This window comes from Maribacter dokdonensis DSW-8, from assembly GCF_001447995.1.
GTDB classification, from domain to species: Bacteria; Bacteroidota; Bacteroidia; order Flavobacteriales; family Flavobacteriaceae; genus Maribacter; species Maribacter dokdonensis.
In genome coordinates this window covers 609,407-621,306 of sequence record NZ_LDPE01000002.1, presented here as the reverse complement: position 1 = coordinate 621,306, position 11,900 = coordinate 609,407, and the positions used below count along the sequence as shown (strand labels likewise).

10 protein-coding genes are annotated in these 11,900 nt (G+C 34.2%); 1 reads left to right on the top strand and 9 read right to left on the bottom strand.

Annotated features, from left to right (window positions below; all coding sequences use genetic code 11):
- Window positions 1–3 precede the first annotated feature (3 nt).
- From pgi to uvrC, 6 genes are all read right to left on the bottom strand, one after another.
- Window positions 4–1,641 (bottom strand): glucose-6-phosphate isomerase, encoded by a 1,638-nt coding sequence (gene pgi, locus I600_RS12280; RefSeq protein ID WP_058104823.1) that lies wholly within the window; start codon window positions 1,639–1,641, stop codon window positions 4–6.
- Window positions 1,628–2,923: a M23 family metallopeptidase gene (locus tag I600_RS12275; protein ID WP_058104822.1), complete on the bottom strand. Its 1,296-nt coding sequence runs from the start codon at window positions 2,921–2,923 to the stop codon at window positions 1,628–1,630. Before I600_RS12275 ends, pgi begins: the two co-directional genes overlap by 14 nt.
- Window positions 2,923–3,894, bottom strand: a complete 972-nt coding sequence (locus tag I600_RS12270) for a tryptophan 2,3-dioxygenase family protein (RefSeq protein WP_058104821.1) — start codon at window positions 3,892–3,894, stop codon at window positions 2,923–2,925. The genes I600_RS12275 and I600_RS12270 overlap by 1 nt, the downstream gene beginning before the upstream one ends.
- 7 nt (window positions 3,895–3,901) lie before the next feature.
- Window positions 3,902–4,681 (bottom strand): DUF3108 domain-containing protein, encoded by a 780-nt coding sequence (locus tag I600_RS12265; RefSeq protein WP_058104820.1) that lies wholly within the window; start codon window positions 4,679–4,681, stop codon window positions 3,902–3,904.
- Window positions 4,682–5,042: 361 nt separating this feature from the next.
- Window positions 5,043–7,310 carry a patatin-like phospholipase family protein gene (locus tag I600_RS12260; RefSeq protein WP_058104819.1) on the bottom strand — a complete coding sequence of 756 codons (2,268 nt, stop codon included), beginning with the start codon at window positions 7,308–7,310 and terminating at the stop codon, window positions 5,043–5,045.
- Between the two features lies 1 nt (window position 7,311).
- Complete coding sequence (gene uvrC / locus I600_RS12255) at window positions 7,312–9,105, bottom strand: excinuclease ABC subunit UvrC (protein WP_058104818.1); 1,794 nt, start codon at window positions 9,103–9,105, stop codon at window positions 7,312–7,314.
- 492 nt (window positions 9,106–9,597) lie between these two features.
- Here uvrC and I600_RS12250 point away from each other — a divergent pair, with 492 nt between their 5' ends.
- Complete coding sequence (locus I600_RS12250) at window positions 9,598–10,167, top strand: 5-formyltetrahydrofolate cyclo-ligase (protein ID WP_058104817.1); 570 nt, start codon at window positions 9,598–9,600, stop codon at window positions 10,165–10,167.
- Here I600_RS12250 and I600_RS12245 read toward each other — a convergent pair.
- The 3 genes from I600_RS12245 to I600_RS12235 are packed head-to-tail and all read right to left on the bottom strand — an operon-like array spanning window position 10,146 to window position 11,900.
- The gene (locus I600_RS12245; protein WP_058104816.1) at window positions 10,146–10,823 is read right to left on the bottom strand and encodes a lipoprotein signal peptidase; all 678 of its coding nucleotides are present in this window, start codon (window positions 10,821–10,823) and stop codon (window positions 10,146–10,148) included. The genes I600_RS12250 and I600_RS12245 overlap by 22 nt on opposite strands.
- Window positions 10,824–10,856: 33 nt before the next feature.
- Window positions 10,857–11,477, bottom strand: a complete 621-nt coding sequence (locus I600_RS12240; RefSeq protein WP_157490895.1) for a DUF4097 family beta strand repeat-containing protein — start codon at window positions 11,475–11,477, stop codon at window positions 10,857–10,859.
- A 39-nt stretch (window positions 11,478–11,516) separates the two neighbouring features.
- Window positions 11,517–11,900 (bottom strand): TraR/DksA family transcriptional regulator, encoded by a 384-nt coding sequence (locus I600_RS12235; RefSeq protein ID WP_058104814.1) that lies wholly within the window; start codon window positions 11,898–11,900, stop codon window positions 11,517–11,519.

Below are 11,900 nucleotides of genomic sequence, written 5' to 3'. Positions count from 1 at the left end.
AAATTATTTCTTAAAATATTGTAAAAGTCGCAATGTAGAACTGTCGTGATCAGAAATTTCAGAATTTTCAATATCCTTTAATATTGTACCAGCTAGCTGTTTACCTAGTTCTACACCCCATTGATCATAGCTGAAAATGTTCCAGATTATTCCTTGAACAAATATTTTATGCTCATACAAAGCTATTAAAGCTCCTAAAGATTTTGGCGTTAGCTTATCTATTAAAACAGTATTGGTAGGTTTATTGCCGGCAAAAACCTTGAACGGAGCAAGCTTGTCTATTTCAGATTCTGTCAGGTCTTTTTCTTTCAATTCCTTGACCACCTCATCCTTTGTCTTACCGTTCATTAATGCTTCTGTCTGGGCAAAATAATTTGCCATCAACTTATTATGGTGATCTTTATCTCCATGTAAAGAATACTTAAACCCAATAAAATCTGTTGGAATTAATTTTGTGCCCTGGTGAATCAATTGAAAGAACGCATGCTGAGAATTTGTACCCGGTTCTCCCCAAATAATTGTTCCGGTTTCATAATTAACCGCATTACCCGCCCTATCTACACTTTTACCATTGCTTTCCATGATTCCCTGTTGTAAATATGCCGAGAATCTACTTAAATGTTGTGCATAAGGAATTATTGCCTCTGTTTCCGCTCCATAAAAATTATTATACCATACACTCAACAATGCCATGACAACGGGAATGTTTTCTGAAAAATCACTTTCCTTGAAATGAACATCCGTTTCATGGGCGCCTTCTAGCAAAGCATTAAAATTATCATAACCAACTGCCAATGCTATTGTTAAACCTACAGCACTCCACAGTGAAAATCTTCCACCTACCCAATCCCACATAGGGAATACATTGGCAGCATCTATACCAAACTCAGCAATTTTCTCGCTGTTGGTAGAAACCGCCGCAAAATGCTTGGCAATATCTTCTTGAGTACCATGCTTTAAAAACCATTTTTTAATGGTGGTAGCATTGCTCAAGGTCTCCTGTGTCGTAAATGTTTTAGAAACCACTACAAATAAGGTAGTTTCCGGATCTAAGTTCTTTAAAATTTCATGAACATGATCACCATCTACATTACTTACGAAATGAACCGATAAATGATTCTTATAGAACTTCAACGCCTCCGTTACCATAGCAGGACCAAGGTCAGAGCCTCCAATACCAATATTTACCACATCTGTAAAAGGTTTGCCGGTATAACCTTTTAACTCACCACTTATTACCGCATTGGTAAATTCTTTAATATGCTCTTTAACCTCATAAACTTCTGGCATTACATTAACACCATCCACTAACACCTCATCATCTTTTTTTGCTCTCAATGCCGTATGAAGCACAGCCCTACCTTCTGTCTCATTGATATGACCGCCAGTATAATAATCATCTATAGCACCTTTTAAATTTACTTCATCTGCCAATTGCAGCAACAACTGCATAGTTTCATCGGTTATTCTATTCTTTGAATAATCGAACAAAAAATCGTTCCATTGAAGTGTAAACTTCTCTGCCCTATTTGCATCGGAAGAAAATAAAGTTCTTAAATGCGTGCCTTTGGTCTCCTCAAAGTGTGCAGTTAATTTTTTCCAGATATCTGTTTGTTGCGGATTTATTTTACTCAGTGCCATTTTCTTGATTAAGTGTTAGTAAGTCCTCTTCGTTTTCCAATAAAACTTTAGGATATATTATACAATCTAACTGTTCTTTATATGTTGATATATATGTAAAGTAATCTTCTTTTAACGAGTCGTGCAGCGGTTCTGCTTGCGGTAACTCTTCTTTTAACGGATCTACTTGCCTACCATTTTTCCAAAAACGATAACATACATGTGGACCACCAGTATTTCCTGTCATTCCAATCCAACCTATGACATCACCTTGGCGTACAAATTGTCCTTTTTTGACATTTTGTGCCTTCATATGTAAGTATTGTGTTGAATAGGTACCGTTGTGCCTGATCTTTACATATTTACCATTACCACCCCTTCTTGTAGACTCTACTACAGTACCATCTGCAGTGGCCATTATAGGGGTTCCTATCGGCGCCGCATAATCCGTTCCTTTATGTGGTCTTAATTTATAGCCATAATATTTGATTCTTCTCTTTAGATTATATCTAGAAGATAGACGGCCATATTCTACGGGCATTCTTAAAAACGTTCTTCTAAGATTATTTGCATTTTCATCAAAATAATCTACTATACTTCTTAGTGAATCGTTTTCATAGGCAAAGGCGTAAATAGGCTTACCATTATGTTGAAAATATGCAGCCTCAATTGGCTCTGCACCTGCATATACCGTATCGTTTATATATTTCTCGTTATAAATGATTTTAAACTTATCATTCTTTTGTAATCTAGAGAAATCAATAGTCCATGCATATACATTTGCCAGGTTGTGGGTTACATTATAATCTACCCCTTGTTGCAATATTGCTTCGGATAAACTAGATTCAATTACCCCCGAAACTTCTCTTTGCACATACTTTACCTTATTCTTATTCTTATATACTTTAACGGTATCTCTCAAATCTACCACAGTATAATTAATTGGGTCATTTTCATAAATGAATACTTGAGCCTGTGCTAGGGTATCTTTGGACTGCAAAATAACATATGGTTTTCCCACGCGTATTTTACGCACATCAAAACTATCTCTAAAGTTTTCTGAAATAGCCGCCACCTTAGGGTAATCAACTTTATGCTGCTGCATTAATTCACCAAAACTATCACCGTATTTAATGGTATCTAGTTTCACATAAAATTCATCTAGATTAAAACCAAATCTTTCATTTAAGACCGGCTTTTCAACTTCACCTATTTCTTGTGCGATATCTTTTTTTTGCACTTCGGCATCTTTACATGATACCATTACGGTCAAAGCCAAGATTATACCCCAATATTTCTGCATTACTCTCCTCTTGATTTATCTGGATTTAACATATGGTCTACCCATTGTTTGCCCCAATTATTTAGTTCTTGCTCTGTATACAACTCTGGGAAAAAAACTATTTTTTGGAAACTTGGCGGTAAATATTCTTTCCAATTTGTACCTCCAGTTGCCTCAATATCTCCCGTTTCTTTTCTTAAGTACCTATGGGCAGAACCCATGTGCATTAACTGCCAATTAATGTTGGCATTCATATCAAGCATTTTCAACGCATCTATCAATGCTTGATCCTCTCTTTGTTTTTTGGGTAAACTTAAGTATTTATGATATATTGTTGAATTCTCAACTTGTTTTGCAATTCTGATCAATCTAGGCGTGTAACGATATTCAAACTGCTTTAAAGTCAAGGTCTTTTCACCTGTAGCCAAATCTGTTGCCCCTTTTTTCCAATAGATATGTTCATAAAGATCTTCTATAGAGACACCCGGGGATGATTGCTCCCTATCTGATACATGTACCAGGTTTTCCAAAGGAGTGGCATACAATTCTATCATTCTAAATTGAGCAGATTGAAACCCGCTCGCCGGTAAAAGTGCCATACGGTATTGCAAGAACTGCTCACGCTCCATACCTTTTATCATAACACTGAACGATGATATCAATACTTTGTAATAACTATTGACTCTTCTAACTTTTTCAATAAAAAAATCTAGATTTCCACTTTTATCATCTACTAGTTGTTTTTGTTCATGTAAGATCAATTTAAAATACAACTCGGTAATCTGATGGTACATGATAAAAATTTCCTCATCGGGGAAATGAGTTCTAGGTACTTGAAGGCTAAGCAACGTGTCTAAATGAATATAGTCCCAATACGTTAAATAACGCTGATGTAGCAAGCCATCTAAATACGAGCTAAGATCTTGCCCTGAATCCTTGTATTTTTCTTCTAATTTAGAGATTTGGGATTTAATCTTCTCTTTATCTTCCATCTATGGGTTAATCCATTATAATTTTAAACTGATGCTTAAGACCATTATACCCATCTAAATCTGCTTTAATAGCACCTACCGCTAAATCTGCTTTAATTCTAATTGGAATTCTATTATCATCATTTGACACCCATAACGACAAACTTTCCTGCTCCTTGAATACACGACCCGATTGAACCAAAGGCCTAAATTTTAAGCATTCTACTTTACCGTACTTAGTGTTGAGCACTTCTAAACCTAAATATTTTAGTTTAAAGTTGAAGATCCCATCATCATCATAAAGCATTTTAAGGGTAATAGCTTTTCCTATTTCAAGATCTTCCGTTTCATAGTTGTTCCTCAAATAATAAAAAGCGGATATTAAATCCTGTATATTGTCCTCTAGTGTAAAATTAAGCTTTTTCTTGTTTTTCTTATCATTAAGTTCCGCTTTAGATGTATCATGATCAAAGTTTATTTCAACATCTTTGGTATAACCACCTTCGTCAATTTTACGCACAAACCTATACGGCTTACCATCTACCTTATCAAAATAGCTTTCATACGTATCATCTACCTTAAAGAACCAACTGGCAACACCCGTGGTTTCACCATGACCCACTACATGATAAACTGGCTTATTGTTTATAGTGGCAGAATTCACCTGCAAAGTAGCAAAGCTGGCATTTAAAAAACCATAATGCATTCTAAACTTTAACCATTCTCCAGTTTTAAATGCAGATTGAGAACTTTGAGCTTGCACACTAAAAGAGGAAATAATAAGAGCAAGTAAAATTAATCTTTTCATAGTTCGCAGTTTATTGTAAAAATAGCAATAGATAATTTCCCATTACTTTAGTTACAATATCTTAAACAAAATTTATTCCAAAGTATTGTTGTATAAAAAAAGCCCAGTTTAAAAACTGGGCTTTTCCTAAATAACCAACCAAACTTTAAATTATGAAAAACCACTACTTAAAGTTGTAAGGGAACCACCCCTTAGCTGATGTAAATTTAAGGCACTTTACCTTACCCAAAGTACGGTTTAACTTACTTTAACGATAAACTTAACAGTTATTCACACTTCCACTTAATAATTGGGAATCCATTAAGAATTTTAGCTTGAAAAGGTCGAATTTCACTCGAAAAATAATAGTGCTTATTTCACTTTAGAACCAATACCCGATACTTACAAAAAAATGAGAACGATCATCTTCCGGTGTCCAAGAGTACATTAGATTTATTGGTCCTACAAAAGATTCCCAACCGTATCCCACACCATAACCGGAATATGTTGGCACTTTAAACCAATCTCCCGTTCTAAAAAGATCATCGTCTACGTTTGCATAATTGGCGGTGAACAAGGCATGGTTCTTTGGTGCAAATTCATAATCAAGTCTAGCATATGCCTTCACAAAGCTGTTACCCACTAAACTTATGAAATCATACCCCACAAAAGGAACTAAATTGTTAATGAAATCCGTTCCGTAGCCTCCCAAAATAAAATCGAAAGAGGTAACATTAGAGGTGCCCAGCTTAAAACCTCCCTCAGTCTCTACATTTAAAGATAAATTTTTCACCAAAGGTAATGCCATTCCCATTCTAGCTTTGGATATTGAAAAGTCTTTAAAATTATTATTATAATCAGAGGATAAAACATAATAGTGCATATCTCCATTAAAATACAAGCCTCTAGATGGGAAATACTTATCATCATAGGTATCTAATTTTAAAGCTCCAAACGCACTTATATAGTTACTTCTTTCAAAATAAGTTCTTCCATTACTAGCCGTATTACCTGGCAAGCTGTCATCGTCTACATCTCCAAATGTTCTAGTACTAAATTGCAAATGCTTAAACTCCCCACCAAGGGTAAAGGCAAACTCTTCTTTAACTACTGTTTGAACATACAATTGATTAGTAAAATCCGATACGTTCAAATTAATAGAATTCAATTGTGTACCATTACCTACTTCAAAATTACCTTGAATGAGATCAAAGTTGATTTCTTGCTCAAAATCATTGAATCTAGAATTTACACCAAAACTCCAATACGTACCTTTATCAACATAATACTCAAAGTTATACCTAATATTATCTCCCAAAATAAAATCAAATGACGCCACATCATCTTTTGACAATAGTCTCTTTTTGGTAAGATTGATTATAGCCCCACTTTTATACAGATCATCATAATGCGCACCTAATCTTAAAAAGGAAGTATTTCTGGTCTCATCTAATGGCAAGATCAAATCTTCTCCGCCATTTAAATTGTCCAATAATTTATACTTTATAGTTCTAAAATTGCCTGTGGCCGACAAGTTACTAATGCCTTGTTGTAGTTTTTTAAAATCTATGGGTTCATCTAAGTTAAATCTTAATTTTCCTTTTACATACCCCCTTGTATGATTTGTATTACCATCAATAAACAATCTGTTGACCGTAAGCTCTTCTGCCGCACCAACAACCGGAATGGTTCTTTTTTCACCAACACCCCTTGTGGCAAGTTTTTTTAAATCATCTATTTTCAAATTTGCGGCGTCTTCCCCTTTTTTAACTATTTCTGACAGCCTGTTAAAATCAATAACAGAGTAATCTTCTATTTGCGGCTTTATGTAAATATCCGTTTTAGCCGATTTAATTTTCATGTCGGCCACGGTTCTGTAATTATTTATTTGAAGTAAAATTTCGGTAGCGGACAAAAGTGCATCTCGATCAGATAAGTCATGCTGAACATCAACACCAATAATTAACTCGGCACCCATAGCCCTTACCTCATCAATTGGATAATTATTGACAACACCGCCATCTATCAATACCTTGCCATCAATTGCCGTAGGCTCAAAAAGAGAAGGTAAGGTTCCACTAGCCAATATTGCTTCTGGCAGATAACCAGAATCTAAAACAACTTGTTTACCCGTTTCTATATCTGTTGCTATACACACAAAAGGTATAGGCAGTTTATTAAAATCCTCTATATCCTTAACATGGTATAAAAGCCTCACAAATTCATTATAGATATTTTGTCCTCCAGAAAATGCAGGTGGTACGGTAACTTTAAAATTTTTAAAGGGTAAGGTAAGCGCATATCTTTCAGAATCTTCTTTTTCATAAAAAGTTTTTGCGCTTCTTGGAAGGTTATCTTGAATTAAGGAGCCAACATTGGTGACTGTAAAGAGAGAATCTAACTCTCTCGCCGAATACCCAGAAGCATACAAAGCCCCTACAATTGCTCCCATACTAGATCCGCCAATGTAATCTATTTCTATACCTGCCTCTTCTATAACCTTTAACGCTCCAATATGTGCCATACCTTTGGCACCACCACCACTTAGCACCAAGCCTATTTTTGGAGCCTTTTCCACATCTACATTTTGCGCAATCAGTGCCGTTACGCACAACATTGACAGTACAATAAGCGCAAATCTTGAAAACATTCTATTTTTGACGAAAAGACTCATAAATCTTCTTTGCTTTTGATGCACCAACTTCTTGACTTAAACTTTCAACAGATGCTTCTTTGATACGTTTTACCGATTTAAATTTTTTCAATAATTGTTGTGCTGTTTTTTCTCCTACACCATTTATACCTTCTAACTCAGAATTAATAGCTCCCTTACTCCTTTTGTTTCTATGAAATGTAATGCCGAACCTGTGTGCTTCATTCCTTAAATATTGAATGATTTTTAAACTTTCAGATTTTTTGTCCAAGTATAATGGTATGGGATCTTCTGGAAAATATATTTCCTCTAATCTTTTGGCGATACCAACAATTGCAATTTTACCTCGTAAACCTAAAAGATCAAGACTTTTTAGCGCTGACGACAATTGACCCTTACCACCATCAATGACAATTAGTTGCGGTAAAGGTTGCATTTCTTCTTGTAGCCTTTTGTATCTTCTAAATACTACCTCTTCCATGGAGGCAAAATCATCAGGACCTGTAACTGTCTTTATATTATAGTGTCTATATTCTTTTTTTGAAGGTTTGCCATCTTTAAACACAACGCATGCCGCTACCGGGTTACTACCTTGAATATTACTATTATCAAAACATTCTATATGGCGCGGTTCTGCAGACAACCTTAAGTCATTCTTCATTTGAGCCATAATCCTGTTCGTATGGCGATCCGGATCAATTATTTTAATTTGATTGAACTTTTCTTGCCTAAAGAACTTCGCATTACGTTCAGACAAATCAAGAATGCGCTTTTTATCACCAAGTTTGGGAATGGTTACCTTAAGACCAGGAGAAACGGCAATTTTAAAAGGCACATATAACTCTTTTGATTCAGATTTAAATCGCTCCCTGATTTCAACAATTGCCAATTCTAACAAATCTTCATCTTGCTCCTCAAGCTTTTTCTTGATCTCCATGGTATGAGACCTAATTATAGAGCCATGCGACAATTGCAGAAAATTTATATAGGCATACGCATTATCCGATACTATACTGAAAACATCAACATTACTGATCTTAGGATTTACTATAGTAGATTTAGATTGATAATTTTCGAGAACATCTATTTTATCCTTTATTTTTTGCGCCTCTTCAAACTTCATTTCTTCGGCCAAAGCTTTCATCTGTCCTTTAAAATAGGATAACGAAGACTTAAAATTTCCTTTTACAATTTCGCGAATATCTTCAATTTGTCTATCATATTCCGTAATTGTTTGGTAGCCCTCACATGGACCTTTACAATTTCCCAAATGATATTCTAAACATACCTTATACTTGCCAGCATTTATTTTCTCTGCCGATAAATCATAATTACAAGTTCTTAAAGGATATACACTTTTAATTAAATCTAAAAGCACCCTTACCGTTTTCATACTGGTATACGGACCAAAATACTCGGACCCATCCTTAATGACCCTTCTAGTAGGAAAAAATCTTGGAAAACGTTCATTTTTAAGGCACAACCAAGGATAAGATTTATCATCTTTAAGTAATACGTTATACCTAGGTCTTAGTTCTTTAATTAAATTATTCTCTAACAAAAGTGCATCTGACTCCGTAGGCACCACTATGTGTTTAATTGCCTTTATTTTTTTTACCAGAACACGTGTTTTACCATACTCATGATTCTTATTAAAATAAGAAGAAACACGTTTTTTAAGGTTTTTGGCTTTACCTACATATAGTATACTTTCATTACTATCATAAAACTGATAAACTCCTGGACCAGAAGGCAATGCGCTTAATTGTATATTTAATGGAATATCTGTCATAATTCTACACCACTAATTTAGGCTATAATAGGCACTTTATATTATTGATAAACGTATAAATCTTATAAGCATAAAAACACACCTCTAAATAGGAATATGAAATTATTAAAACAATTTTTTAAGAATTAGAAAATTAAAACCACTCGAAATTATATTATTAATAATCCAAAAAAATTCAACACTACTGCAACTACATGGTTTTCAGTTAATTAAAACCTAAAATGTTTATTTATATGCATCATAATGTTAATTTTATAATAAAAATGTGCATTTCAACGATAAAAATGTGCATTTCAAAGATATAGTATCGATTATTTTACCTATTTTTAACTCAACAACAACAATTATTGGCTCATTTACAAATCTAGGATTATGGATAGTTATATCATCACTTTAGGAACTTACCTTGTTTTAATGTTATTTTTTAAGGTATTTTTTGCCGTTGCAGGTAAAGAATAGATTGAAAAATCTATCGTTAAAAATCACTTCACTATGTTGAAGAAAGATTTACGCATAAAATATTCAAGACTTCGAAGTTCCCTAACTCCAGCAGAAATATCTCAAAATAGCATTACCATAGCAAATTCAGTATTGAAATTGCCAATTTGGGATATGCAATACTTTCATATATTTTTGCCGATAGCACAAAAATCCGAAATAGATACTGAAGGCATTATCTCTATTCTTTTAGGTCTTGATAAAAACGTAATTGTCCCGAAAATAATTTCTTCTACAGAATTAGAACACTATTTGCTTACGGACAATACTAAATTTACCACCAACACACTCAATATACCTGAACCCATTGATGGTATAACCGTTGAACCAAAAAAAATTGACGTTGTTTTTATACCATTACTAGCCTTTGATAAAGGCGGAAATAGAATTGGATATGGTAAAGGTTATTACGACCGCTTTTTAAGCGAATGCAGAGAGGATGTAATTAAAATAGGGCTGTCTTTTTTTGAGGCCGAAATTGAAATTGATGACGTGGATACTACAGATATTCCTTTAGATTACTGCGTAACACCCTTAAAATCCTATTCATTTACCTCTTCTTGAGTCCTATTCGAATTTTCTTCCGAGATGGACGACTCTACCTTTTCTTCTTTGTTGAAAGCCCTCTTATTAAAAACCAAAAGAATACCTACACCGGTACTTATTGCCGTATCGGCAATGTTGAACACTGGTTCAAAAAATCTAAAATTTTGCCCTCCAACCATAGGCATCCAAGTGGGCCAGGTAGAATCTACCATTGGAAAGTAAAGCATGTCTACTACCTTACCGTAAAACAATTTACCGTAGGGTTCGTCCGAAAATAAGGTAGCCACTTCATTATAGCTTTCATTGAATATGGCTCCATAAAATACTGAATCCAAAATATTGCCCAATGCGCCGGCAAATATTAAGGAAACTGCCCATATCAATGTATTAGAAGCTTTTTTCTTGATGACATCGAACAACCAATATCCTATTCCCAAAATAGCAAATAGCCTAAAAATGGTCAATACCAATTTTCCTATATTATCTGAAATAGGTAAAACATCGCTTAGCTTTGCGCCCCATGCCGCACCTTCATTTTCAATAAATAATATTTTAAACCAACTAAAGACCTCTACAGATTCTCCTAATACAAAATTGGTTTTGATATAAATTTTACTCCATTGATCAATTATTAATATCAATAGAATAAACAATACGGATTTTTTAATGTTCATGGGCTTTCATCAATGAGCGCAAAAATATAAATATTATTCGGTTTTACTTAAAAGTATATTACCGGTAATGGTTTCCAGCAAAAAAGAGGATGTACCAAAAGGAATAGGGTTCCTAGAAACGTCACCATATTTACTGGCCGTTGTAATATTCGCAGCTTTTGCAACAACACTAATATTACCACTCTGAGTTTTCACTTTAGTACTCCCTAATACATTATTTAAAAAGCATGCCCCATCTGATAAAGAAATATTAACTTCTTTATAAGTACCCTCCACAACTACCCTTGCATTTGTTCCAAAAACTTCCAATTTTTTCTGAATCGGCATTATAATTTTTATGGCTATCGATATTACTTTATGGGCACTTAATTTATCGTTCGGATTTTTAAAATTGGGAGTAAAACCCGTATCTATCAAAAGGGTATTGCCATTGGTAAACACTTCAATTTCTAAATCTTGGCTATACTCGCCTTCTATTTCGGTCTGTACGGTAATTTGGTTATCATTGCTTGTTTCTACTTCAACAATAAAGCAATTGGTAGCATCTACCTGAATTAGTTCTACGTGATCGTCCAATACATTTTTATACACTTTCTTTTGTGCATTGACTGCAAAAGAGCATAATAGTAGACAACTAATTATAAAACCTTTCAAAACTACAGCTATTAAAAAACGCCCCTAAAGGCGTTTTAATTATGATTGCATATTTTTTGCTTCAATACTTAGAGTAGCATGGGGCACCAGTTTTAATCTTTCTTTATTGATTAATTTTCCGGTTACACGACAAATACCATAGGTTTTATTCTCTATTCGTAAAATTGCATTCTTAAGGTCACGAATAAATTTCTCTTGCCTAATAGCCAACTGGGTATTAGCTTCTTTGCTCATAGTCTCTGACCCTTCTTCAAAAGCCTTAAAGGTAGGTGAAGTATCATCTGTACCATTATTACCATCATTCATATAAGCACTTTTTAACAGCTCTAAATGACTTTTAGCTTTCTCTATTTTCTCTTCGATCAATTCTTTGAATTCTGCCAAATCCTTGTCAGAATATCTTACTTTTAAATCTTCTGCCAT

Coding starts and splice junctions, on each gene's coding strand:
- uvrC (WP_058104818.1), bottom strand. CDS start 9,105: ATGACAGATATTCCATTAAATATACAATTAAGCGCATTGCCTTCTGGT.
- pgi (WP_058104823.1), bottom strand. CDS start 1,641: ATGGCACTGAGTAAAATAAATCCGCAACAAACAGATATCTGGAAAAAA.
- I600_RS12265 (WP_058104820.1), bottom strand. CDS start 4,681: ATGAAAAGATTAATTTTACTTGCTCTTATTATTTCCTCTTTTAGTGTG.
- I600_RS12260 (WP_058104819.1), bottom strand. CDS start 7,310: ATGTTTTCAAGATTTGCGCTTATTGTACTGTCAATGTTGTGCGTAACG.
- I600_RS12235 (WP_058104814.1), bottom strand. CDS start 11,900: ATGGCAGAAGATTTAAAAGTAAGATATTCTGACAAGGATTTGGCAGAA.
- I600_RS12270 (WP_058104821.1), bottom strand. CDS start 3,894: ATGGAAGATAAAGAGAAGATTAAATCCCAAATCTCTAAATTAGAAGAA.
- I600_RS12275 (WP_058104822.1), bottom strand. CDS start 2,923: ATGCAGAAATATTGGGGTATAATCTTGGCTTTGACCGTAATGGTATCA.
- I600_RS12250 (WP_058104817.1), top strand. CDS start 9,598: ATGTTGAAGAAAGATTTACGCATAAAATATTCAAGACTTCGAAGTTCC.
- I600_RS12245 (WP_058104816.1), bottom strand. CDS start 10,823: ATGAACATTAAAAAATCCGTATTGTTTATTCTATTGATATTAATAATT.